General features: G+C 59.6%; 24 protein-coding genes. 14 read left to right on the top strand and 10 right to left on the bottom strand.

The features are described 5' to 3' along the window. Window positions 1-39 precede the first annotated feature (39 nt). From MUY21_RS02315 to MUY21_RS02305, 3 genes are all read left to right on the top strand, one after another. On the top strand, window positions 40-276 hold the full coding sequence (locus MUY21_RS02315) for a F0F1 ATP synthase subunit C (protein ID WP_055188564.1): 237 nt from the start codon (window positions 40-42) through the stop codon (window positions 274-276). Window positions 277-348: 72 nt separating this feature from the next. Then, on the top strand, window positions 349-891 hold the full coding sequence (locus MUY21_RS02310) for a F0F1 ATP synthase subunit B' (RefSeq protein WP_191285198.1): 543 nt from the start codon (window positions 349-351) through the stop codon (window positions 889-891). After that, window positions 888-1,460 (top strand): ATP F0F1 synthase subunit B, encoded by a 573-nt coding sequence (locus tag MUY21_RS02305; protein ID WP_248408783.1) that lies wholly within the window; start codon window positions 888-890, stop codon window positions 1,458-1,460. Before MUY21_RS02310 ends, MUY21_RS02305 begins: the two co-directional genes overlap by 4 nt. A 78-nt stretch (window positions 1,461-1,538) precedes the next feature. On the opposite strand, the gene MUY21_RS02300 is transcribed toward MUY21_RS02305, so the two are convergent. The 3 genes from MUY21_RS02300 to MUY21_RS02290 form a co-directional block, all read right to left on the bottom strand. After that, window positions 1,539-2,297, bottom strand: coding sequence for an FCD domain-containing protein (locus MUY21_RS02300; RefSeq protein ID WP_248408782.1), 759 nt, complete (start codon window positions 2,295-2,297; stop codon window positions 1,539-1,541). Window positions 2,298-2,404: 107 nt separating this feature from the next. Then, window positions 2,405-3,070 (bottom strand): OmpA family protein, encoded by a 666-nt coding sequence (locus MUY21_RS02295; protein ID WP_248408781.1) that lies wholly within the window; start codon window positions 3,068-3,070, stop codon window positions 2,405-2,407. Between the two features lie 95 nt (window positions 3,071-3,165). After that, entirely contained in the window at window positions 3,166-4,014 is an 849-nt protein-coding gene (locus tag MUY21_RS02290; RefSeq protein ID WP_248408780.1) for a bifunctional helix-turn-helix domain-containing protein/methylated-DNA--[protein]-cysteine S-methyltransferase, read from the bottom strand. A 134-nt stretch (window positions 4,015-4,148) separates the two neighbouring features. On the opposite strand from MUY21_RS02290, the gene nth reads away from it, so the two are divergent. After that, window positions 4,149-4,793, top strand: a complete 645-nt coding sequence (nth, locus tag MUY21_RS02285; RefSeq protein ID WP_248408779.1) for an endonuclease III — start codon at window positions 4,149-4,151, stop codon at window positions 4,791-4,793. After that, on the top strand, window positions 4,790-5,785 hold the full coding sequence (locus MUY21_RS02280) for an adenosine kinase (protein WP_248408778.1): 996 nt from the start codon (window positions 4,790-4,792) through the stop codon (window positions 5,783-5,785). Before nth ends, MUY21_RS02280 begins: the two co-directional genes overlap by 4 nt. A gap of 24 nt (window positions 5,786-5,809) precedes the next feature. Here the strand turns inward: MUY21_RS02280 and MUY21_RS02275 are convergent, their stop codons facing one another. Continuing rightward, complete coding sequence (locus MUY21_RS02275) at window positions 5,810-6,226, bottom strand: OsmC family protein (protein ID WP_248408777.1); 417 nt, start codon at window positions 6,224-6,226, stop codon at window positions 5,810-5,812. Window positions 6,227-6,265: 39 nt separating this feature from the next. Further along, on the bottom strand, window positions 6,266-7,084 hold the full coding sequence (locus MUY21_RS02270; protein WP_248408776.1) for a sulfotransferase family protein: 819 nt from the start codon (window positions 7,082-7,084) through the stop codon (window positions 6,266-6,268). A gap of 153 nt (window positions 7,085-7,237) precedes the next feature. Here MUY21_RS02270 and MUY21_RS02265 point away from each other — a divergent pair, with 153 nt between their 5' ends. The 5 genes from MUY21_RS02265 (at window position 7,238) to MUY21_RS02245 (ending at window position 12,961) form a co-directional block, all read left to right on the top strand. Next, complete coding sequence (locus MUY21_RS02265; protein ID WP_248408775.1) at window positions 7,238-8,815, top strand: DUF5928 domain-containing protein; 1,578 nt, start codon at window positions 7,238-7,240, stop codon at window positions 8,813-8,815. 33 nt (window positions 8,816-8,848) lie between these two features. After that, window positions 8,849-9,235 carry an HIT domain-containing protein gene (locus tag MUY21_RS02260; protein ID WP_248408774.1) on the top strand — a complete coding sequence of 129 codons (387 nt, stop codon included), beginning with the start codon at window positions 8,849-8,851 and terminating at the stop codon, window positions 9,233-9,235. Window positions 9,236-9,303: 68 nt separating this feature from the next. Further along, window positions 9,304-9,486, top strand: coding sequence for a zinc-finger domain-containing protein (locus tag MUY21_RS02255; RefSeq protein WP_248408773.1), 183 nt, complete (start codon window positions 9,304-9,306; stop codon window positions 9,484-9,486). Between the two features lie 92 nt (window positions 9,487-9,578). After that, a complete protein-coding gene (polA, locus tag MUY21_RS02250) occupies window positions 9,579-12,374 on the top strand; it encodes a DNA polymerase I (protein WP_248408772.1) in 2,796 nt (931 codons plus the stop codon). A 110-nt stretch (window positions 12,375-12,484) separates the two neighbouring features. Beyond that, on the top strand, window positions 12,485-12,961 hold the full coding sequence (locus tag MUY21_RS02245; protein ID WP_248408771.1) for a hypothetical protein: 477 nt from the start codon (window positions 12,485-12,487) through the stop codon (window positions 12,959-12,961). Window positions 12,962-12,973: 12 nt separating this feature from the next. On the opposite strand, the gene choV is transcribed toward MUY21_RS02245, so the two are convergent. The 3 genes from choV to MUY21_RS02230 all read right to left on the bottom strand — a co-directional run bounded on the left by choV (window position 12,974) and on the right by MUY21_RS02230 (window position 15,876). Next, on the bottom strand, window positions 12,974-14,032 hold the full coding sequence (choV, locus tag MUY21_RS02240) for a choline ABC transporter ATP-binding protein (RefSeq protein ID WP_248408770.1): 1,059 nt from the start codon (window positions 14,030-14,032) through the stop codon (window positions 12,974-12,976). A 1-nt stretch (window position 14,033) separates the two neighbouring features. Beyond that, complete coding sequence (gene choW / locus MUY21_RS02235) at window positions 14,034-14,864, bottom strand: choline ABC transporter permease subunit (RefSeq protein WP_248408769.1); 831 nt, start codon at window positions 14,862-14,864, stop codon at window positions 14,034-14,036. 79 nt (window positions 14,865-14,943) lie between these two features. Then, complete coding sequence (locus MUY21_RS02230; protein WP_248408768.1) at window positions 14,944-15,876, bottom strand: choline ABC transporter substrate-binding protein; 933 nt, start codon at window positions 15,874-15,876, stop codon at window positions 14,944-14,946. 193 nt (window positions 15,877-16,069) lie between these two features. Between MUY21_RS02230 and betI the strand changes: the two genes are divergently transcribed. The 4 genes from betI (at window position 16,070) to MUY21_RS02210 (ending at window position 20,162) form a co-directional block, all read left to right on the top strand. Next, a complete protein-coding gene (gene betI / locus MUY21_RS02225; RefSeq protein ID WP_248408767.1) occupies window positions 16,070-16,651 on the top strand; it encodes a transcriptional regulator BetI in 582 nt (193 codons plus the stop codon). Further along, window positions 16,648-18,156 (top strand): choline-sulfatase, encoded by a 1,509-nt coding sequence (gene betC, locus MUY21_RS02220; RefSeq protein WP_248408766.1) that lies wholly within the window; start codon window positions 16,648-16,650, stop codon window positions 18,154-18,156. The genes betI and betC overlap by 4 nt, the downstream gene beginning before the upstream one ends. Window positions 18,157-18,181: 25 nt before the next feature. Continuing rightward, window positions 18,182-19,837, top strand: a complete 1,656-nt coding sequence (betA, locus tag MUY21_RS02215; RefSeq protein WP_248408765.1) for a choline dehydrogenase — start codon at window positions 18,182-18,184, stop codon at window positions 19,835-19,837. 85 nt (window positions 19,838-19,922) lie between these two features. Further along, complete coding sequence (locus MUY21_RS02210; RefSeq protein ID WP_191285179.1) at window positions 19,923-20,162, top strand: DUF465 domain-containing protein; 240 nt, start codon at window positions 19,923-19,925, stop codon at window positions 20,160-20,162. A 49-nt stretch (window positions 20,163-20,211) separates the two neighbouring features. Here the strand turns inward: MUY21_RS02210 and MUY21_RS02205 are convergent, their stop codons facing one another. Further along, on the bottom strand, window positions 20,212-21,045 hold the full coding sequence (locus MUY21_RS02205; protein ID WP_248408764.1) for an alpha/beta hydrolase: 834 nt from the start codon (window positions 21,043-21,045) through the stop codon (window positions 20,212-20,214). Next, window positions 21,042-22,445 (bottom strand): helix-turn-helix transcriptional regulator, encoded by a 1,404-nt coding sequence (locus MUY21_RS02200; protein ID WP_248408763.1) that lies wholly within the window; start codon window positions 22,443-22,445, stop codon window positions 21,042-21,044. The genes MUY21_RS02205 and MUY21_RS02200 overlap by 4 nt, the downstream gene beginning before the upstream one ends. Window positions 22,446-22,509 lie beyond the last annotated feature (64 nt).

Below are 22,509 nucleotides of genomic sequence, written 5' to 3'. Positions count from 1 at the left end.
CCATCCAATTCAAGCATTCCAACGTAAGGAGAAATCACAATGGAAGGCAATATCGCTCAAATGGGTCAATTCATCGGTGCAGGTCTGGCAGCTATCGGTTCGGGTGCCGCCGCCATCGGTGTGGGCCACGTTGCTGGTAACTTCCTGGCCGGTGCCCTGCGCAACCCGTCGGCGGCTGCCGCACAGACCGCGACACTGTTCATCGGTATCGCATTTGCAGAAGCCCTGGGCATCTTCTCGTTCCTGGTCGCTCTGCTCTTGATGTTTGCTGTCTAAGACCTGAACCATCCTTACGCCGGGGCGAGGCGTCCGCGTTTCGCCCCCAGGAACCCGGTTTGGAGATAAGACATGGCAAGTAATACGCATCAGACCGCGGATGCCGCACACGGCGGCGCAGACGCCGCCGGCATGCCGCAGCTGGATTTCTCGACCTTCGGGAACCAGATTTTCTGGCTCGTTGTCACGCTGGTCGTGATCTATTTCGTGTTGACCAAGATCGCACTGCCCCGGATCGAGGCCGTGCTGTCCGAACGTCGCGGCACGATCACCAGCGACCTGGCCGCTGCCGAAGATCTGAAGCAGAAGGCTGTTGAAGCCGAAGAAGCCTATAACAAAGCTCTGGCGGATGCCCGTGCGGAGGCCAACAAGATCGTTGCCGAAGCCCGCGCCGAAATTCAGGGCGAAGTCGATGCCGCCGCTGCCAAGGCAGACGCGGAGATCGCCGCGAAGGCCGCCGAAAGCGAAGCCGCGATTGCGGAGATTCGTGCCGGAGCCGTCGACAGCGTGAAAGCCGTCGCCAAGGACGCCGCCAAGGAAATCCTGGCAACCATGGGCTACAAGGCCGACGCCAAGTCCATTACCGCAGCGGTGAACGCACGGATGAAAGGATGAGACAGATGAAGAAACTTGCTCTCGTTGCTTTCTCGGTGATGGCGGCTGCCCCTGCCTTTGCGGCTGGGGATGCCGGTTGGACCGACCTGGCCAACACCAACATGGTTGTGACGCTGGCCTTCCTGCTGTTCGTCACTTTCCTGGGCTACATGGGCGTCCACAAGATGCTTGGTACGCAGTTGGACAATCGCGCAGATGGCATCAAGTCCGAACTGGAAGAGGCGCGCGCGTTGCGTGAAGAGGCGCAGACCATTCTGGCGACCTATGAACGCCAGCAGAAAGAGGTCGCCAAACAGGCCGAGCGCATCGTCGCCCATGCCAAGGAAGAGGCTGCCAATGCCGCCGCCGCCGCAAAAGAGGATCTGAAAGCCTCGATCGCGCGTCGTTTGGCAAATGCGGAAGATCAGATCGTATCGGCGCAGGCCGCTGCGGTGAAAGAGGTGCGCGACACAGCCGCTCAGGTGGCAGTGGCTGCGGCCCGCGACGTGATCGCCAAGCAGATGACGGCAACCGAAGGCAACAGCCTGATCGACGATGCGATCAAGACGGTTGAAGCCAAGCTGCACTAAGTGATCCGAATAAGACTTTGAAAACCCGGCCGTTCAGGTCGGGTTTTTTTATGCAACCACACCGTTGAATTCGGAGAGTCAGCCGCGCTCGTTCTCATAGGTCAGGCGTTGACGGGCAACCTCTTCGTTTCGGTCTGCCCGGCGCAGGTCCGTATAGGCTTGCGTGACAAAATCCATATGCGCTTCGACCGCCGCACGGGCACGCACCGGATCACGGGCTTGTAGCCCATCGTTGATGGCGCGGTGCTGTTCCAAGAGGTCAAGCCGGGTGTTGGTGATCTGGATCACCACCTGGCGGCTATAAAACACCCCTTGCTTCAGCAGGTCATACATGGCGCGCATCATGTGGACCATCAGCACGTTGTGGCTGGCTTCGATGATCGCCATGTGAAAATCGCTGTCCAGATCGGCCCCCTGACCCTGGGGCGCGTGTTCCATCTTGTGGAACAACTCGTCGATGACTTTCAGATCGGTATCGGAGGCAAACTTCGCCGCCCGTTCCGCCGCTAGCCCCTCCATGTCCCGTCGAAACGCGATGTAGTCGTAAACGGCCTCGTCATGACGCGAGAAAAGCTGTGTCAGCGCCGGGGGGAAAGAGCTGTCCAGGCTTTCGCTGACGAAGATACCGGCACCAGCCCGGCGTGACAGCAACCCTTTTTCTTCAAGATCGGCAATGGCATCGCGCAAGGATGGGCGCGACACGCCCATTCTGTCGGACAGATCCCGTTCGGATGGCAAACGTTCGCCCGGCCGCAAAATGCCGCGCAAAATCAACAACTCAATCTGTTCGACTACTGATTGTGACAGCTTGCCTGCCGCTATCTTTTGAAAAGGCATTTCCTGTCCTGCGCGAATTGGTCATATAATATGACCACATCCGGGCGGACGCCTCAATGAAAAAAGCCGGGTCATTGCCCGGCTTTTTCCAGATTGGTCTGTTTGGTTCAGTTGCGGATCGGACGAATGATGATCTCGACCCGGCGGTTTTGCTGGCGCCCATAGGCATCCAGGTTCGACGCAACCGGACGATCTTCACCATAGCCTATGGTCACGACGCGAGAGCTGGGCACGCCGTTCGATATCAGAACAGATGCGACCGATGCGGCCCGTCGTTTTGACAGCGACAGATTGTATTCGGCATTGCCCACATTGTCCGTGTGGCCCACGACCTCGATGACCGAGTTCGGGTATTGGCGCAGGTTGTCAGCCACCGCGCGCAGATCGGATTGCAGCGCATAGCTGACTTGGGCGCTGTCGGTGGCGAACAGAATGTCCTGCGGCATCGTTACGATCAGTTCGCTGCCGGTGTTCACGATCTTGATGCGGTCATTGTTGATCGACTGGCGCAGATCGCCGGCTTGCTTGTCAAGCTGCTGTCCGATGGCCCCACCAATCACGCCACCGATCACGGCGCCGACGGCGGCCTTGCCCAACTTGCCATCGCCCTTGCGGGTCGCGCCCAACAGGCCGCCTGCAATGGCCCCGATGGCCGCACCGTTCTGGGTGCGCGGCCCGACATTGCTGGTCGGGCTTTGGGTGGGCGACGTGCAGGCGGTGGTTGCCAATACGCCGATCACGGCGAAGGACAGAACTGTGTGTTTCAATTGCATACTGCGTTCCTCAGGTTAGCTTTTCGCGTTTCCTTTACATGAACGCTGTTTGATATCGAATAACAAGCCCCGGGATTGGCGAAAAACAGCTGGATTCAGGCGCTTGCGGCGTCCTCGGTTCGGGCGCTTTCCCAGGCAAGCAGGGCGCGCTTAACCGGCAAGCCCCAGTGATACCCCCCCAGCGCGCCGGATTTGCGCAACGCTCTGTGGCAGGGAATCAGCCAGCTAACCGGGTTTCGACCCACGGCCGTACCGACCGCCCGCACCGCGCGTGGCGATCCGATGGTGTCGGCAATCTGTGAATAGGTGGTGACGTGGCCCGTCGGGATCGTCAACAGCGCCTCCCATACCTTGATCTGAAAGGGGGCGCCGATCAGGTGCAGGGGGGTCATGCCCCGTTGTTCAAATGCCTGGTCCACCCATGTCGTCAAATCTGTCGGGTTTTCGCAAAACGTGGCGTTTGGCCAGCGCGACCGCAGGTCGGACATGGCGATGTCCTCGCCTGTTTCGGCAGCGAAACCCAGCCCGCAAATGCCCTTGTCGGTGCCCATGACCAGAGCGGGGCCGAACGGGCTGTCAAACCAGCCCCAGTTGATGGTCTGACCCGCCCCACCGGCAGCATAGGTGCCGGGGCTCATGGCTTCCCACCGCAGGAACAAATCATGCAACCTGCCCTGTCCCGACAGCCCCACCGAATGACTGGTTTGCAGCGTCGAAAACCGGTCCTGCAACAAGGTCTTGGCATGCCCCAGCGTCAGGAACTGCTGATACCGTTTCGGTGACACCCCGACCCAGCGCGAAAACACCCGTTGGAAATGCGCGGGCGACATGCCCATCTGCGCGGCCAGTGTGTCCAGCGACAACGGCTCGCCCTCTGCCGCGTCGATATGGTCGATTGCGCGGCGGATCACGTTGTAATGATAGCTGTCTTCGGGGTGGGTCATGGCGTCCTCGATGTCGTGTCGGGTTCAGCTTGGCGCAATTCAAGTGGCAATGGCGACCCGGAAATTGCGCATCCGGTCACGATCATCGGGGGATCCGTCTTGTCCGGGGGGACAGAAACAGGCATAGGGTCAGCATGGTAAAGCAACTGGGATATCACCAGATCCGCGCGATCTTCGACCGCTTTCACGCCGCCGAGCCAGAGCCGAAGGGCGAGCTTGAGCATGTGAACGCCTACACGTTGGTGGTGGCGGTGGCTCTGTCCGCACAAGCCACGGATGTGGGTGTCAACAAAGCCACCCGGGCGCTGTTCAAGATCGCCGATACACCGGAAAAGATGCTGGCCCTGGGCGAAGCGGGGCTGATCGAACATATCAAGACCATCGGCCTGTATCGACAGAAGGCGAAGAACGTCATCAAGCTGAGCCGCATTCTGGTTGACGAGTATGGCGGCGAGGTGCCCAATTCCCGCGCGGCCCTTCAAACGTTGCCCGGCGTGGGGCGCAAGACCGCGAATGTGGTTCTGAACATGTGGTGGGGCGTGCCGGCGCAGGCGGTCGACACGCATATCTTTCGCGTTGGCAACCGTACCGGGATTGCGGTTGGCAAGGATGTGAACGCGGTTGAGCGCGCGATCGAAGACAACATCCCGGCCGATTTCCAGCAGCATGCCCACCACTGGTTGATCCTGCATGGTCGTTATACCTGCAAGGCGCGCAAGCCGATGTGCGGAAACTGCATAATTCGGGATCTTTGCCCCTATGAGGACAAGAATTTATGACGAAAAAGTACAAGGTGGTTGGCATCGGAAACGCGGTTGTCGACGTGTTGACCGTGGCCGATGACAGCTTTCTGGAGCTGATGGGGATCGAGAAGGGCATCATGCAACTGGTCGAACGCGACCGGGCCGAGGTGCTCTATGCCGCGATGAAGGACCGCAAGCAGGCCGCTGGCGGGTCGGTCGCCAACACGCTGGCCGGGATCGGCAACCTGGGGCTGCCGACCGGGTTCGTGGGCCGGGTGCATGATGATGCGCTGGGTCGGTTCTATGCCGACGCGATGGAGATGGATGGCACCCGCTTCATCAATCCGCCGGTGCCGGGGGGGGAACTGCCCACCTCGCGGTCGATGATCTTTGTTTCGCCCGATGGCGAGCGGTCGATGAACACCTATCTGGGCATTTCGGCCGAACTTGGGTCCGAAGACGTCGATCCCGATGTGGCCGCCGACGCCGAGATCGTGTTCCTGGAAGGCTATCTGTTCGATAAAGACAAGGGAAAAGACGCGTTTATTGCCATGGCGCGGGCCTGTCGGGCGGCAGGTGGGTTGGCGGGGATTGCGATTTCCGACCCCTTCTGTGTGGAACGTCACCGCGACGATTTCCTGACGCTGATCGAGAACGATCTTGATTATGTCATCGGCAACGAGGAAGAGATCAAATCCCTGTTTGAAACAGACGACATGGAAGACGCGATTGCCAAAACCGCCGCGATCTGCCCGATGGTGGTCTGCACCCGGTCCGGGGATGGCGTTGCGATCCTGGCAAATGGTGAACGTGTCGATGTGCCGGTTGAACGCATTGTGCCGGTCGATGCCACCGGGGCCGGGGATGGATTTGCCGCCGGGTTCCTATATGGTCTGGCACATGGTGCCGACATGCGTACTTGCGGCGAAATGGGCTGCGTGATTGCCGGCGAGGTGATCCGCCATATCGGGCCGCGCGCCGATCGCAACCTGCTGGCATTGCTGCGGGACAAGGGGCTGGTCGCCTGACGCTCAACAGCCGGGCGGCCTGGCCTAGGCGGTATCCACCACCTCGAAGTCATGGGTGACGTCCGCCATGGCAGCCATCATCGCCGAGGCCGAGCAATATTTGTCCACCGACAGGGATATGGCGCGTTCGACCTTGTCGGCGCCGATCCCGCGGCCTTTCACGACGAAATGCAGGTGGATTTTCGTAAACACTTTCGGATCGGACTCGGCCCGTTCGGCATCCACTTCGACACGCACGTCTTCGATGGTCTGACGGGATTTTTCCAGGATCGACACCACGTCATAGGCTGAGCACCCCGCCGTGCCGATTAGCAACAGCTCCATTGGGCTGGGGCCGGGGGTGCCGCTGTCGCCGTGACTTGTGCCCAGTACAATGCTGTGACCCGTGCCTGACGTGCCGACAAAAGTGCGGTCCTCGGCCCATTTGACGCGTGCTTTCATGATGATTTCACCTTGTGTTTGGAACTGTCGGGGTTTGGACTAGTCGCCCAGCTTTGCATGCACCTCGTCCAGATCAATTTCGCCCACCGGCATCTTGTTGGCGGGATTGTCGAAATCGTATCTGAACAGGTCGAAATCACGATTATAGATCTCGTACATCAGATGCATCGACAGATCATCGAAGTAATCTTCGACCGGATGGGCACGTTTGGGACCGTGACCTTCGCTTTCATTGAATCGGGGAATGTCAGACAGGGCCACCGGCTGCGGAGTTTCGATGGCATCAAGCACCTGTTGCATCCCGTCGTTGAACTGTTCGGTCCAGACAATCTTGTCATAGCACCCGCCATTGGCGATGAAGGTCGCGACATGACCGGACATCGCTGACCAGTGAATGTCGGGGTCCATCGGACGGCGCCAGCGGATCGTATCACGCGCAAACAACAGGAAACGCCGGAAACTTTTCACCTGGTCGAAATCGAACCCGTTCTCGGGGTCGCCTACCTCGATCCCGTATTTCTGGATCAGAAGCGGTACCAGATTGCCGCGATAGCGCCGCCCGTTGCGCTGAATGCCACAAATCTTGTCGAAGAAGCTGGACAGGATGCGGGTATAGGGGTTGCGCACACAGGTGAACGCATAGCTTTTATGCGCCAACACATTCGCTTCGATCAGCGGTTGCGAGCCCTCCTGCGCCCATTTGTGCAGCCCCTCGGTACTGTCATGGATGTCGCCATCGAAAAAAGTGCCATGATCGGAATAGAACATGATCTGCCCAATCGTCGAACACGCACATTTTGGCACGACGCGATACACGACGCTTTCGCTTTCGGTCATCCAGGTGCCGGGAAATCCCATGAACTCAATACCTCCGAGGCCCTTTCAAAGACCGATTGCACAAAAGTCAGCCATACCGTTCAGAAAAAAGCAAAGAAACACTGTTTATTCAATGGTCTTTCACGCTAACAATGGCCGCAGTCTTCGCGCCGACAAGGGTTTTGTGACGTCACCATGGCCAAAATCGCCTTCATCCTGCTGTGCCACAAGGATCCTGAGGCCATTATCAATCAGGCCACGCGGCTGACGGCGGTTGGCGACTGCATGGCGATCCATTTCGACGCCAGTGCCAATCCCGCGCATTATCAGAAAATCCGCGAGGCCTTGGCCGACAACCCCAACGTGACCTTTGCCCGTAAACGCGTGAAATGCGGTTGGGGGGAGTGGTCGCTGGTCCAGGCCACCCTGAACGCGGTCGAGGCCGCGCTGGAAGATTTTCCGCGCGCCACGCATTTCTATATGGTGTCCGGCGACTGCATGGCGATCAAATCGGCCGAATATACCCATAATTTCCTGGATGCCGCCGATGTCGATTACATTGAAAGCTTTGATTACTTCGAAAGCGACTGGATCAAGACCGGCATGAAGGAAGAACGGCTGATCTATCGCCACGTCTTCAACGAACGCACACAGAAACGCCGGTTCTATGCCAGTTTCAATCTGCAAAAAAAACTGAAGCTGAGGCGGGATATTCCGTCCGATATTCAGGTGATGATCGGCAGCCAGTGGTGGTGTCTGAGGCGGCGCACGGTGGAGTGGATCGTTGAGTTCACCCGCAAACGCCGCGATGTGATGCGCTTTTTTCGCACCACCTGGATCCCGGACGAGACCTTCTTTCAGACTCTGGTGCGCCATCTGGTGCCCGAGGGCGAGATACGCGCACGCACACCGACCTTTCTGATGTTCACCGACTACGGGATGCCGGTGACGTTCTATAACGATCACTATGATTTGCTGCTAAGCCAGGATTTCCTGTTTGCCCGCAAGATCAGCCCCGAAGCGCACGAGTTGAAGCGCCGGTTGGGCGATCTTTACGCCGCCGAAGGTGTCACCTTTCAGATCTCGAACGAGGGGCGCAGCCTGTTCAAATTCCTGACCGGCCGGGGCCGGATCGGTCAACGCTTCGCTCCTCGTTTCTGGGAGGCCGAAAGCAGTCTGGGCCGGGATCGTGAGCTTTTGATCATCGTGTGCAAGAAGTGGCATGTCGGCAAACGCCTGTTGCGGAAGATCGCCGCGGTGACCGACCTGCCCGCGATCGAATATCTGTTCGACGAAGAAAGCTGCCCGATGCCCGATCTGGGCGGTATTCAGACCCGAATGGGCAAGCGGACACGGCACCGACGGGCATTGATGCGGATGTTGTTTGATTACCATGATACCAATCGACTGGTCGTTTGCATGGACCCCAACAATCTTGACCTGATGCAGGATTTCTTTGCCGACCGTTCGACCACACGGCTGTTGGAGATCAATTGCGAGTTCTCGGACGATTATCTTCTGGGCCATGCCAAGCGCGTGGGCCTGGCCGGTGACAACACGCCACAGGATGCCATCAACCGGCTGTTGCCGACGATCCGGGCGGATGTCGCCTTTGAAAGCGAACAGATCCGGGATGCCGGCTTTTCCGAGTATTACCGCATCAGCGAATCTGCCAGTGTGGAAGAAAACACGATACCCTTGTCGCGGTTCCTTTCGATCACCGAGGAACGCGCCAAAGAGATCGCAGAACTGGGGCACCTGTTCACCGACTGATCGCCACCCACACCTGAACCACAGGAGGCTGATATGCCATACACCTATGACGACCAGAACATCTTTGCCAAGATCCTGCGCGGAGAGATTCCCAATGATACGGTTTACGAGGATGAGTATGCGTTGGCCTTTCGCGACATCCAGCCCCAGGCGCCGGTGCATGTGCTGGTGATCCCCAAAGGGCCATATGTGAACCATGACCATTTCGCGACCGCCGCGACGGATGCCGAAATCGCAGGTTACACTCGCGCGATCGGCAAGGTCTGTGCGGCGCTGGGCATCGCACCGGGTGATGATGGGCAGGGCTATCGCACGATTGCAAACTCTGGCGTGCATGGCGTGCAGGAGGTGCCGCATTTCCATACCCATATCCTGGGGGGGCGCATGTTGGGGCGGATGCTGAAACGCGCCGGGGAATGATCGTTCAGCCTTGCAGCGCGTGGCGGGGCTGGTATCATACGGCGAAACGAATGAACGAGGTGTCCCGGATGACCCAGACTCCACCTGAAACCAAGATTGTGGACAGCTACAAAGTCGCCTGCGACGGCGGTGAAGGCGCGCTGGGCCATCCGCGCGTTTACTTGCAGATTCCGCAGGAGCACGGCTGGGTCGAATGCCCGTATTGCGATTGCAAATACGTGCACAAGGATCATGCGGACAAGGCAGCGTAAACGCTGTCATTGGGTCAGAAAAGACAGGCCGCGGGCAGACGCCACGCGGCCTTTTGCGTCCATGGGCGCAGGGCAAAGAAAGCGAGGGTTCGATGAGCTTCGGAAAAGGGTGTCATCTGCATCTGGTCGACGGATCGGCCTTTATCTTCCGGGCGTATCATGCGCTGCCACCGTTGACGCGCAAATCCGACGGGCTGCCCATCGGGGCGGTTGCCGGGTTTTGCAACATGCTGTTCAAGTTCATCGAAGACAACACCGGTCCCGATGCGCCAACTCATGTCGCAGTGGTTTTCGATTACTCGGGCAAGAGCTTTCGCAACGATATGTATCCGCTTTACAAGGCCAACCGTCCCCCGGCGCCCGAAGACCTTGTGCCGCAGTTTCCACTGACCCGCGATGCGACCCGCGCCTTCAATATCTGCTGCATCGAGAAAGAGGGGTTCGAAGCAGATGACATCATCGCCACCCTGGCCAAACGAGCCGACGAGGCAGGCGCGCGGGTCACGATCCTGTCGTCGGACAAGGATCTGATGCAGCTTGTTGGCGGCGGGGTCGAAATGCTGGACCCGATGAAGAACAAGCGGATCGGCGTGGAAGGGGTCGAAGAAAAATTCGGCGTCGGCCCGGACCGCGTTGTGGATGTGCAGGCGCTGGCAGGCGACAGTGTCGACAACGTGCCGGGCGCGCCGGGCATCGGCATCAAGACCGCAGCCTTGTTGATCAACGAGTACGGCGATCTCGATACGCTTCTGGAACGCGCCGGTGAGATCAAGCAGCCCAAGCGGCGGCAGACCCTGATCGACAATGTGGAACAGATCCGCATCAGTCGTGATCTGGTGCGTCTGGACGATGACATGGACATGGATCTTTCATTCGATGAGTTGGAACTGAAAGACCCAGATCCGGATACGCTGCTGACATTCCTGGCAGAAATGGAGTTCCGGACCCTGACCAATCGCGTCGCCAAGAAGCTTGGGATGGACGCGCCCGAGATCAAGGTGGCGGAACCCGAAAGCGGGGGGGCAGATGGCCCCGAACTGCCCGAAATTCAGCCTGACACCTATGAATGGGTCAAGGATTCCACCGCGCTCAGGGCGTGGATCGACCGGATCTACGGGCGCGGATATGTGGCCTTTGACACGGAAACCACGGGCTTGGACGAGATGCGGGCCGATCTGGTCGGCATCTCGTTGGCGGTTGAGCCGGGGCAGGCGTGCTATATCCCGCTGGCCCACAAGACCAGCCAGACGGATGATCTGTTCGGCAGCGACGATCTGGCCGACGGGCAAATGCCGATGGACGAGGTTCTGGCCCTTCTGAAGCCTGTGCTTGAAGATCCCGCGATCCTGAAAATCGGCCAGAACATGAAATATGACGCCAAGATCCTGGCGCGCTATGGCGTTGATATTGCGCCGATTGATGACACGATGCTGATGTCCTATGCGCAGAATGCGGGGCTTCACAATCACGGCATGGACACGCTGTCGGATCGCTATCTGGGGCATAAGCCGATCTCGATCAAATCGCTCTTGGGCACGGGCAAGTCGGCCATTACCTTTGATCGTGTGCCGGTCGAAGACGCCGTGAAATATGCAGCCGAGGATGCCGATATCACGCTGCGTTTGTGGCACACTCTGAAACCCCGCCTGCACAGCGTCAAGGTCACGCGTGTCTATGAGCGGCTTGAGCGCCCATTGGTGCCTGTGCTGGCGCAGATGGAAATGACGGGCATCAAGGTCGATCGTGACGTGCTGTCGCGCATGTCCAACGCCTTTGCGCAGAAAATGGCCGGCTACGAAGCCGAGCTTTACGAGATTGCGGGCAAGGAGTTCAACGTCCAAAGCCCGGCACAGGTCGGGGAAATTCTGTTTGATCAGATGGGGCTTGAAGGTGGCAAGCGCACAAAGTCCGGCCAGTGGTCGACCCCAGCCGATGTTTTGGCCGATCTGGCCACCGAACACGATTTCGCCGCCCGCGTGCTGGATTATCGTCAGCTCCAGAAGCTAAAATCGACCTATACGGACGCGTTGCAGGATCACATTCACCCGGAAACCGGGCGGGTGCACACGTCGTATTCGATTGCCGGGGCAAACACAGGGCGTCTGGCCTCGACCGATCCGAACTTGCAGAATATCCCGGTCCGCTCGGAAGAAGGGCGCCGTATTCGCGAAGCCTTCGTTGCGCCCGAGGGCACCCGGCTCATCAGTCTGGATTACAGCCAGATCGAACTGCGCATCCTGGCCCATGTTGCGGGAATTGACGCGCTGAAACAGGCGTTCCGCGATGGGCAGGACATTCACGCCATGACCGCGTCCGAGATGTTCGATGTTCCCATGGACCAGATGACGCCCGACATCCGCCGCAAGGCAAAGGCGATCAATTTCGGCGTGATCTACGGCATTTCCGGCTTCGGTTTGGCCCGCAATCTGCGCATCCCACGCACCGAGGCGCAGGGCTTCATCGACCGCTATTTCGAACGCTTCCCCGGCATTCGCAAATACATGGACGACACCGTGGCGTTTGCCAAGGACCACAAGCGGGTCGAAACCCTGTTCGGTCGTCAGATACACACACCCGACATCGACGCCAAAGGCCCCCATGCAGGCTTTGCCAAACGCGCGGCGATCAACGCGCCCATTCAGGGCACTGCCGCCGACATCATCCGCCGTGCCATGATCCGGATGCCCAATGCCATCGCCAAACTGCCCGCAAAGATGCTGTTACAGGTGCATGACGAGTTGATTTTCGAGGTGGACGAGGGCGCGGTGGACGAGGTGATCGGCGTCGTGAAGGGCGTCATGGAAGGAGCGGCGGAGCCGGTGGTGAAACTGGACCTGCCGCTGATTGTCGATGCGGGCGTCGGCATGAACTGGGCCGAAGCGCACTGACCCATCCCCCGCGATTGGCGCGGTAAGCGGGGCAGCGCCCGGCCTGTCTGACGGTCCTTGACCCGCCCTGCAACTGCGCTAGGGTTTCGATGTTCAACTGGAGGGCCAACATGCGTCGAACACTCGTGGTCTCAGCGGTCATCGCATCCATCAGTCTGGCGGGTTGCCAAGGCAGCAAAACCGAAACGCCCTCCGGTGATGTGACCTTCTGTGACCGGGTGATCGGGTGGCAGCCCGTGTCGGGTGAACCGGGCTCTGAGCGCGCGGTTACTCGGGCCGAGGTCTGCTCGAAACCTGCAGGCGACGGTGTCTGGATGAAAGTCGGGCAGGTGCACTCGAAATTTCGTGGGCGCAGCTACTGGCTGTTGATGTCTCCGGACGATCACCATCTGGCGGTGGCCGCAACAGATGGCAGGCCCGTCCTGTCCGGCTGGACCCTTCAGGCGCGGCCCTTTGGGTGGGCGCACGAGATCGTCGCGGTGCCGACACCGGGCAAGGTCAGTGTAGGTGCCTTGCCTGACGGGGCCTGCCCGCGCAAGGCGGTCGGAAAGACCCCCACGCGACGCTATTGCCTGTCGGGCATGTAGGGCAGGGCCGGCTCAGGCGTCGCCGCGCGGGTTAAGAAGGCGCTTCATCACATCGTCCGACGTGATCCGCCCGACGGGTATGCCGCGCTCGGTGACGGACAGTTCCGTCTGACCATCCATCGCGGTCATCACCTTTGCCACGCGGTCGCGTACATCGACACTGACAGGGGCGGTGCAGATATTATCCGTCATGACATCCCGCGCAGTCAGAACGCCCAACGGGTTCATGTGCGCCACGAAATCCGCCACATAATCATTGGCGGGCTGGGTGAAAATGTCACGTGGCGTGCCGCATTGCACGATCCGCCCGCCTTCCATAATGGCGATCCGGTCGCCAAGCTTGAACGCCTCGTCCAGGTCGTGGCTGACAAAGATGATGGTGCGGCGCAAAGTTTGTTGCAGTTCCAGCAGTTCATCCTGAAGCCGGGTGCGGATCAACGGATCCAGTGCCGAAAACGGCTCGTCCATCAGAAGGATCGGGGCTTCGGTGACAAAGGCACGCGCCAGTCCGACACGTTGCTGCATCCCACCGGACAGATCGCCCACCTTGCGGTCCGCCCAGTCGGACAGACCGACAAGCGCCAATTGCGCATCGACCCGGTCTTTTCGGTCGGCGGCAGAGACACCGTCAAGTTCCAGCCCCAGTCCGACATTCTGGCGCACCGTGCGCCAGGGCAGCAGGCCGAATTGCTGAAACACCATCGCCACGCGGCGCGCACGGATGCGGCGCAGGGTGTTCTTGTCGGCATGGGTCACATCCACCAGCACGTTTCCGTCGCAGACATGGGCCGCGCCCCGCACCACCGGGTTCAACCCGTTCACGGCACGCAGCAGGGTTGATTTGCCGGACCCGGACAGCCCCATAAGCACCAGGATTTCGCCCTCCTGCACGGTCAGCGAGCAATCATGGACACCCAGCACCTGGCCTGTGGCTTCCTGCACCTCGGCGCGGGTCATGCCTTGGTCCATCAGGGGCAGGGCTTTTTCCGGCGTTTGTCCGAACACAATCGAGACATTGTCGAATTTGACGGCAACTCCGGTAGAGTCGGTGGGATTGGGTGTCTGTGTCATGTCAGCGTTCCACGCGCAGGATTCGGTCAAGCATGATGGCGACGACCACGATGATGAAGCCGCTTTCAAAGCCAAGGGCGGTGTTCACCTGGTTCAACGCCCGCACGACCGGCACGCCAAGACCATCCGCACCGACAAGCGCCGCGATGACCACCATCGACAAGGACAGCATGATGGTCTGGTTCAGCCCGGTCATGATTTGCGGCAGCGCATAGGGCAGTTCGACCTTCCACAAGGTCTGGCGCGGTGTGGCGCCGAAGGCCTGTGCGGCTTCCAGAAGGGCCGGCGGGGTGGAGCTGACCCCCAGATGGGTCAGGCGTATGGGCGCGGGCAGCACGAAGATCACGGTGGCGATCAGACCGGGCACCATGCCGATACCAAAGAACACGATGGCCGGGATCAGGTACACGAAGGTGGGCAGGGTTTGCATCAGATCCAAAACCGGGCGCATGGCACGGAACAACCGCGGGCGGTGGGCCGCAGCGATCCCGATCGGCATGCCGACGGCCATGCAGACCACGCAGGCCGACAGGACCAGCGTCAGGCTTTCGGTCGTTTCCTCCCAATAGCCCTGGTTCAGGATGAACAGGAACCCGAAGAACACCAGCGCGCAGGTTTTCCATTTGCGTTGCAAGACCCATGTGATGGCCACGAAGGTCGCGACCACAAGAAGGGGGTGTGGAGTCTGCAGAACCCATAGGATGGCGTCGATCAGAAGCTCCATCAGCCAGCTGAGCCAGTCAAAAAACGGCTCCCCGGTTTCCTGAAGCCAGTCAAACAGTTGCTTGGCGGTCTTGCCCACGGGGATCTTCGTGTCGGTCAGCCAGTCCATGCTTTGCCTTGTTAAAAAAGGGGAAGATCAAAGAAACACGCCGGAGCGTGCCCCGGCGTGTCTGTTCGTTTAGCTCAGATCAAAGTCCCAGCGCGCCTTTCACGGCAGCGACGCTGTCACCGCCGTCAACCGTGGTGACTCCGTCCAGCCAGGCCATGAACGCATCCGGATTGGCTTTCAGCCACGCGCTGGCCGCATCTGCGGGGGTTTCGCCATCATTCAGGATCGCGCCCATGATCTCGTTCTCCATGGCCAGCGAAAACTCGAGGTTTTGCAGAAACTTGCCGACATTCGGGCATTCTTCAACATAGCCTTTGCGGGTGTTGGTCATGACCTGTGCGCCGCCGAGATTCGGACCAAAGAAGTCATCCCCGCCGGTCAGATAACCCATGTCAAAATTGGCATTCATCGGGTGCGGTTCCCAGCCAAGGAACACCACCGGCTCGTCCTTCTTGTCAGCCCGTGCGACCTGCGCCAGCATCCCTTGTTCCGAGCTTTCGACGACCTCGAACCCTTGCAGATCAAACGCGTTGTCGTCGATCATCGACTGGATCAGGCGGTTGCCGTCATTGCCCGGCTCGATACCATAAATCTTCCCCTCAAGCGCGTCCTTGTGCGCCGCGATGTCTGCGAAATCCTTGATGCCCAGATCCATCGCCGCCTTGTTCACGGCCAAGGTGTATTTGGCCTCGTCAAGGTTCATGCGGACGGTGTCGACGGTCCCTGCTTCGCGATAGGGGGCGATGTCGGCCTCCATCGTGGGCATCCAGTTGCCAAGGAACACGTCAATATCGCCTTCGGCCATCGAGGTATAGGTGACCGGCACCGACAACACCTTGATATCAGTGTCATATCCAAGCGCCCCCAGCACAACCGTGGTGGCGGCAGTGGTGGCGGTGATGTCCGTCCAGCCCACGTCCGAGAACACGACTTCGTTGCAGCCCTCTTGCGCAAATGCGGCAGAGGCCACGGCGGACAATGCGATGGCGGAAAGTGTTGATTTGAGGTTCATGGTTCGCTCCCTGTTTTGTGGTGCGGTTTCTGTGCGACCGATGGCCCGGGTGGTTCCGAACCGTTCGTGCCAACCCTATCGCAGTGGGCGAAGGGGTGAAACCGGCTTCATTGGTCACAGACGCTGCTTTTTATTGATTGACGAGTCAATTAAAAAAACGCAACCCTGCCGGAACACCAGGACAGGAGGCGTCATGCCTAAGGTTGGAATGGAGCCGATCCGGCGCGGAGCGTTGGTTCAGGCCACGATTCACGAGATCGGGCGCGCGGGCAGTCTGGACGTCACCGTGACCCAGATCGCCCGGCGGGCCGGCGTGTCCAGCGCGCTGGCGCATCATTATTTCGGTGGGAAAGAACAGATCTTCCTGGCCGCGATGCGCCATATCCTGTCGGTTTACGGTGCGCAGGTGCGCGCGGCCTTGTTCGGCGCCACCTCGCCTCGCGACCGGGTCGAAGCGATCATCCGCGCCAATTTCGAGGCGGGAAATTTCCGGCCCGAGGTCATTGCGGCGTGGCTGAACTTCTATGTCATGTCGCAAAGCAATGACGGGGCGCGTCGTCTGTTGCGCGTCTATCAGCACCGTCTGCATTCCAACCTGGTCCATGCATTGCGCCCGCTTGTCGGTGACGACGCGCATGATCTGGCGGACACACTCGCGTCGATGATTGACGGGCTCTATATCCGCCACGCCCTGCGTGAGGATACTCCAAGCGGCGCACGCGCCTGTGACCGCGTGCTCAAATGCCTCGATACCATGCTGGAGAGCTACACATGACCAAGCCAAATATCCTGATCATCATGGTTGACCAACTGAACGGAACACTGTTTCCGGACGGCCCTGCCGACTGGTTGCACGCCCCCAACCTGAAGAAGCTGGCGGCAGGGTCGGTGCGGTTCCAGAACGCTTACACCGCCAGCCCGCTTTGTGCGCCGGGGCGGGCCAGCTTCATGTCCGGTCTGTTGCCACGTCGCACCAAGGTCTATGACAACGCTGCCGAGTTCGCGTCGGACATTCCGACCTATGCGCATCACTTGCGTCGGGCGGGCTATCAAACGGCGCTGTCCGGCAAGATGCACTTTGTCGGTCCAGACCAGATGCACGGGTTCGAGGACCGTCTGACCACAGACATTTACCCGGCCGATTTCGGCTGGACACCGGACTATCGCAAGCCCGGCGAGCGGATCGACTGGTGGTATCACAACATGGGGTCCGTCACCGGGGCAGGGGTCGCCGAGATTTCCAACCAGATGGAGTATGATGACGAGGTCGCCTATCACGCCTGCGCCAAGCTTTACGATCTGGCGCGGGGGCATGACGACCGCCCGTGGTGCCTGACGGTCAGTTTTACGCACCCGCATGATCCATATGTGGCACGGCGCAAATACTGGGATCTCTATGAGGATTGTGAACATCTTTTGCCCGATGTGCCCGCAATGGATTACGACGATCACGACCCCCACGCGCAACGGATTTTCGACGCCAATGACTGGCGCAGTTTTGACATCACGGATGAGGATATCCGCCGGTCGCGTCGCGCCTATTTCGCCAACATTTCCTATCTGGACGACAAAGTGGGCGAGATGATGGACGTGATGGAACGCACGCGGCAAGAGGCGATCATCGTCTTTGTTTCAGACCACGGCGACATGCTGGGTGAACGTGGTTTGTGGTTCAAGATGAACTTCTATGAAGGCTCTGCGCGGGTGCCCTTGATGATCGCGGCGCCGGGGCTTGAGCCGGGGCTGGTTACAACGCCTGTCTCGACGCTGGATGTGACCCCGACACTGGCCGATCTGGCCGGCATCTCACTGGACGAGGTGCAGCCATGGGTTGATGGCGAAACCTTGGTCCCGCTGGCCAAGGGCGAAGGGCGCGACAGCCCCGTTGCGATGGAATATGCGGCGGAAGCGTCCTATGCACCACTTGTCTCTTTACGACATGGACCGTGGAAATACACCCGCTGTGCGCTGGATCCCGATCAGCTTTTCAACATCCAAGACGACCCGCACGAATTGACGAACCTCGCAGGTGACCCGGCGCATCAAGGCACGCTTGACCGCCTGCGCGCCCAGTCTGAAGCGCGCTGGGATCTGGCCGCCTTTGACGCCGACGTGCGCGAAAGCCAGGCCCGGCGCTGGGTGGTCTATGAGGCGCTGCGCAATGGCGCCTATTTCCCATGGGATTATCAGCCGCTGCAACGGGCGTCGGAACGCTACATGCGCAATCACATGAACCTGGACACTCTGGAAGAAGGTCAACGTTTCCCACGCGGGGAATAAGCGGCCCGACAAGGACGAAACGACTATGCAAGCAGAATATATCATCGTGGGCGCAGGCAGCGCGGGCTGTGCGATAGCCTATCGGCTGGCCGAAGCGGGCAAGCGCGTGTTGGTGATCGAGCATGGCGGCACGGATGCAGGCCCCTTCATCCAGATGCCCGCCGCGCTGAGTTATCCGATGAACATGCGCCAATATGACTGGGGGTTCATGACTGAACCGGAACCGCATCTGGGTGGGCGCAGGCTGGTCACGCCGCGCGGCAAGGTCATTGGCGGGTCCAGTTCAATCAACGGCATGGTTTATGTGCGCGGACATGCAAAAGACTTCGACCATTGGGCTGAAAGCGGTGCGGATGGATGGTCCTATGCCGATGTGTTGCCCTATTTCAAACGGATGGAACACTGGCATGACGGCGGTCATGGGGGGGACGCAAATTGGCGTGGCACAGATGGGCCGCTGCATGTCACAAGAGGCCCCCGTGCCAACCCGCTGTTCCACGCCTTTGTCGAGGCTGGAACACAGGCCGGCTATCCGGTGACAGAGGATTACAATGGGCAACAGCAAGAAGGCTTCGGCCCTATGGAGCAGACCGTCTGGAAAGGGCGGCGCTGGTCGGCGGCGAATGCCTATCTGCGCCCTGCGCTGAAGCGGCCCAACTGCGACTTGATCCGTGCGTTCGCCCGAAAGGTCATCATCGAGGATGGGCGCGCCACAGGTGTCGAAGTCGAACGCGGTGGCCGGGTTGAGGTGATCCGCGCCGAAGCCGAGGTCATCATCGCAGCAAGCCCCATAAACTCGCCCAAACTTCTGATGCTGTCGGGGATCGGTCCCGCCACACATCTGGCCGAACATGGCATCGACGTGGTCGCGGATCGCGCGGGTGTCGGGCAGAACCTGCAAGACCATCTTGAGGTCTATATGCAATATGCATCGCAGAAGCCGATCACGCTTTATCGGTATTGGAACCTGGTGTGGAAGGGCATCCTTGGTGCGCAATGGCTGTTCACCAAGACCGGGTTGGGCGCATCGAACCAGTTTGAAAGCGCAGCCTTCATCCGATCACGCGCAGGCGTCGAATACCCGGACATCCAATATCACTTCCTGCCCATGGCAGTGCGTTACGATGGCACTGCGCCGGCGGAAGGGCATGGTTTTCAGGCCCATACCGGCCCGATGCGATCCCCGTCGCGCGGTGAAATCACCTTGAAAAGCGCCGACCCGAACGAGGCGCCGCGGATATTCTTCAACTACATGTCGACGGACCAGGACTGGCAGGACTTCCGCACCTGCATCCGCCTGACCCGCGAGATTTTTGCTCAGGATGCGTTCAAAGACCACGTGAAACACGAGATCCAGCCCGGAAGCGCGCTGCAAAGCGATGACGAGATTGACGGCTTCATTCGTGATCACGCCGAAAGCGCCTATCACCCCTGCGGGACGTGCCGGATCGGGCGGGCGGATGATGCGCAGGCTGTGGTCGACCCGGAATTGCGGGTGATCGGTGTCGACGGGCTGCGGGTGGCCGACAGTTCAGTCTTTCCGCGCATCACCAACGGCAATCTGAACGCACCGTCGATCATGGTGGGGGAAAAGGCGTCGGACCACATCCTTGGGCGTCGGTTGCCGTCGTTGAATGACCGGCCCTGGATCCACCCAGACTGGCAAAATTCACAGCGTTAACGACAGTGGTTTGATCCGGGTCAAGGCGGCGGGTCGGGCGTGCGCGCAATCTTGTGTCGAACACAGACAGAAGGAGAAGTCGCGAATGTCCCACACCCCCCATGAATTGCATGAAGAGTTTCCGGAAATGGTCGACAAGATGACCGAACTGAAACAGTCCGACGCCCATTTCGCCAAGCTGGCCGACGAATATCACGAGTTAAATCGCGCCGTGCATCGCGCCGAAACCAACGTAGAGCCGACAGACCAGTTCAATGAAGAGGACATGCGCAAAAAACGCGCTGCCCTGAAGGATGAGATTTACCGACGGCTGACGGCGGCCTGACCCGTCTTGCATCAGACAAGTCATCCCGTGCGTCGCGGGGTGGCTTGCCTTACTGAAGCGCCGCGATCCACTTCTTCATTTTATTCAGGGATTTGGTTGACCAGATCGTTGTGTGACCGGCGGCTTTTTGCGTGACAAACAGCTTGTTTGGACTGGGCGACATCTTGAAAAGCGTGCGTCCCATCGAAACCGGCACCGTTTTGTCGCTGCCTCCATGCATGATGAATATCGGCACAGTGACGCGTTTGATGATGCGTTTCGATGGCCAAAGGTCATTGCGTGCCGCAAACAGCGGAACCATCGCGGGTTGCTTGGCGGCGACCAGATCATTCAGCGATGTATAAGGCGCTTGCAGGATCAGCCCCAAAGGGGGGCGCTGGCGTCCGATCTTGCTGTCAGCGATCTGAAGAGCGACACCTGTACCCAGACTTTCCCCCATGATGATTACCGGACCATTTCCGACATATTCAGGCAGATCGCGATACAGCGAATTGGCCAGGTTTTGAATGGTTTTGCGGCTGGGCAGACCCTTGCTGCCGCTCATCCCTGGATAGGCCAGGGCCACCAGCCCATAGCCCTGATTGACAAACCAGGGAAATTTCCTCTTCCGCGTTCCAAGGTTTCCCCCGGATCCCGGCAGGTAATAGATCGTCGGCTTGCCCGCTTCGGGCGGGGTGACCCAGATCACCGCACCCTTGTAGCGTTTCGCCGATAATTTCGGGTGGGCGTTTTTCGGGTCCGCCTTCTGGGGATTGAACTGATAGAAGACTTTGCGTTCAAGCGCGGATTGCACGCTGTTTGCCTGGGCAGGTGCGGGCGCGGGCACGACAGTGGCGCAAGACATGGCCACCATCAAAAGCACCAGAAAGGGGAATTTCTTCATCGCTTGATCTCATAGGGAAGCATACCCCGTGAATATGGGTCGACTTGCAGCTTGCGTTCAAGGGGCGGGACCGAGCGTTGGTGGCAATCCTGACGTTCGCAGATGCGGCAGGAAACGCCGATTGGTTCAAATGCGGCATCATTCGTGACGTCCAAATCGTCGGCATAGACAAGGGCACCGGCATGTTTCACCTCGCACCCCAACCCGATCGCATAGCGCCGCACCGGCGCATCGAAGCTGCCCCCTGATTTCGAGACATTCCGCGACAGGCAGAAATACCTGACACCATCCGGCGTCTGCGCCAGTTGCCGCAGAAATCGTCCTGGTGTTTCAAAGGCTTGGTGAACATTCCACAGCGGGCAGGCGCCGCCGAACCGGGCAAACTGAAGCCGCGTGGCCGAATGCCGCTTGGTGATCGTCCCGGCCTGATCGACGCGCACGAAAAAGAACGGAATGCCCTTCGCGCCCGGCCGTTGAAGCGTTGACAGCCGATGCGCCACCTGTTCAATCGACGCGCCGAAACGCTCTGCCAGCCGTTCCAAGTCATGGCGGGTCTCGTGAGCGGCGGCAAGAAACTGCTCATAGGGCAGGCGGGCCGCGCCGGCGAAATAGTTGGCAAGCCCCAGTTTTGCGATGGCGCGGGCCTCGTCAGTTTGGAATCGTGCGAAATCCAATGTCGCTTCCAGAAGCGCGTCCTGGGTCAGCAGGGCGACCTGCATCAGCAGTTGAAACTCCTGCGTGGCGCGCGGCGGGCGGCGGGACAGGCGCAGCACCCGGCTTTCGGGGTCATAGCTGCGCATGGCCTCCTGATCGACCCGATCAACCCGAATGCCCCGGTCCCCCAGTACGGCCTCGGCCATCCCGGCGGGGTCCAGCCCGCGCGATTTTCCGGTGGTGGCGAAATGCTCGGCTGCACGGTCCACTGCATCAATGTAATTGTCGCAATAGTGAAAGAAATCGCGCACCTCGTCCCACGGGCTGGCTTTGGATCCGTGATCATCTCTGCCATGACTTTCGTCCAGTGACGCCAATCGTTCATGGCCCATCCGATAGGCGCGGTGCAGTTCAAGAAGCGCATGGGCAAGGGCGGGGGCGTTGGACGCGGCCAGACGCAGATCCGCCAGGGGCGGCACGTCCGAGAATACCGGGTCGGCAAACGCCTCGCGCATGTCGCTGACCAGCCGCTCGGCATCCCCGGTCGACAATTCGGCAACGTCGAAGCCAAACTCCTGCGCCAACGCCAGAACCACCCCGGTTGAAACGGGGCGGTTGTTGTTTTCCATCTGGTTCAGGTAAGGCAGGCTGACGCCCAGTTTTTCGGCAAAGACCTTCTGCTTCAGGCCAAGGCGTGTGCGAATTTCACGAAGTTTTACACCAGCATAGAGCTTTTGGGTGGCCATGCGCGGGGCGTTCCCTTGGAAGTTTTGCAGAATTTGCGGTTGTGCCTTTGTATCATTTGCAAAG

The organism is Aliiroseovarius sp. S2029 (assembly GCF_023195575.1).
Classification (GTDB): Bacteria; Pseudomonadota; Alphaproteobacteria; order Rhodobacterales; family Rhodobacteraceae; genus Aliiroseovarius; species Aliiroseovarius zhejiangensis.
The sequence above is the reverse complement of the archived record's forward strand: the minus strand, read 5'-3'. Positions and strand labels throughout refer to the sequence as shown.

Excerpts from the sequence above, each read along its gene's own strand:
- MUY21_RS02280 (WP_248408778.1), top strand. The coding sequence starts at position 4,790 with ATGACGAAAAAGTACAAGGTGGTTGGCATCGGAAACGCGGTTGTCGAC.
- choW (WP_248408769.1), bottom strand. The coding sequence starts at position 14,864 with ATGGACTGGCTGACCGACACGAAGATCCCCGTGGGCAAGACCGCCAAG.
- MUY21_RS02305 (WP_248408783.1), top strand. The coding sequence starts at position 888 with ATGAGACAGATGAAGAAACTTGCTCTCGTTGCTTTCTCGGTGATGGCG.
- MUY21_RS02290 (WP_248408780.1), bottom strand. The coding sequence starts at position 4,014 with ATGACCCACCCCGAAGACAGCTATCATTACAACGTGATCCGCCGCGCA.
- MUY21_RS02210 (WP_191285179.1), top strand. The coding sequence starts at position 19,923 with ATGTCCCACACCCCCCATGAATTGCATGAAGAGTTTCCGGAAATGGTC.
- MUY21_RS02230 (WP_248408768.1), bottom strand. The coding sequence starts at position 15,876 with ATGAACCTCAAATCAACACTTTCCGCCATCGCATTGTCCGCCGTGGCC.
- betI (WP_248408767.1), top strand. The coding sequence starts at position 16,070 with ATGCCTAAGGTTGGAATGGAGCCGATCCGGCGCGGAGCGTTGGTTCAG.
- MUY21_RS02315 (WP_055188564.1), top strand. The coding sequence starts at position 40 with ATGGAAGGCAATATCGCTCAAATGGGTCAATTCATCGGTGCAGGTCTG.
- betA (WP_248408765.1), top strand. The coding sequence starts at position 18,182 with ATGCAAGCAGAATATATCATCGTGGGCGCAGGCAGCGCGGGCTGTGCG.
- MUY21_RS02260 (WP_248408774.1), top strand. The coding sequence starts at position 8,849 with ATGCCATACACCTATGACGACCAGAACATCTTTGCCAAGATCCTGCGC.
- polA (WP_248408772.1), top strand. The coding sequence starts at position 9,579 with ATGAGCTTCGGAAAAGGGTGTCATCTGCATCTGGTCGACGGATCGGCC.
- MUY21_RS02200 (WP_248408763.1), bottom strand. The coding sequence starts at position 22,445 with ATGGCCACCCAAAAGCTCTATGCTGGTGTAAAACTTCGTGAAATTCGC.
- MUY21_RS02300 (WP_248408782.1), bottom strand. The coding sequence starts at position 2,297 with ATGCCTTTTCAAAAGATAGCGGCAGGCAAGCTGTCACAATCAGTAGTC.
- MUY21_RS02295 (WP_248408781.1), bottom strand. The coding sequence starts at position 3,070 with ATGCAATTGAAACACACAGTTCTGTCCTTCGCCGTGATCGGCGTATTG.
- MUY21_RS02245 (WP_248408771.1), top strand. The coding sequence starts at position 12,485 with ATGCGTCGAACACTCGTGGTCTCAGCGGTCATCGCATCCATCAGTCTG.
- MUY21_RS02265 (WP_248408775.1), top strand. The coding sequence starts at position 7,238 with ATGGCCAAAATCGCCTTCATCCTGCTGTGCCACAAGGATCCTGAGGCC.
- nth (WP_248408779.1), top strand. The coding sequence starts at position 4,149 with ATGGTAAAGCAACTGGGATATCACCAGATCCGCGCGATCTTCGACCGC.
- MUY21_RS02255 (WP_248408773.1), top strand. The coding sequence starts at position 9,304 with ATGACCCAGACTCCACCTGAAACCAAGATTGTGGACAGCTACAAAGTC.
- choV (WP_248408770.1), bottom strand. The coding sequence starts at position 14,032 with ATGACACAGACACCCAATCCCACCGACTCTACCGGAGTTGCCGTCAAA.
- MUY21_RS02270 (WP_248408776.1), bottom strand. The coding sequence starts at position 7,084 with ATGGGATTTCCCGGCACCTGGATGACCGAAAGCGAAAGCGTCGTGTAT.
- MUY21_RS02205 (WP_248408764.1), bottom strand. The coding sequence starts at position 21,045 with ATGAAGAAATTCCCCTTTCTGGTGCTTTTGATGGTGGCCATGTCTTGC.
- betC (WP_248408766.1), top strand. The coding sequence starts at position 16,648 with ATGACCAAGCCAAATATCCTGATCATCATGGTTGACCAACTGAACGGA.
- MUY21_RS02310 (WP_191285198.1), top strand. The coding sequence starts at position 349 with ATGGCAAGTAATACGCATCAGACCGCGGATGCCGCACACGGCGGCGCA.
- MUY21_RS02275 (WP_248408777.1), bottom strand. The coding sequence starts at position 6,226 with ATGAAAGCACGCGTCAAATGGGCCGAGGACCGCACTTTTGTCGGCACG.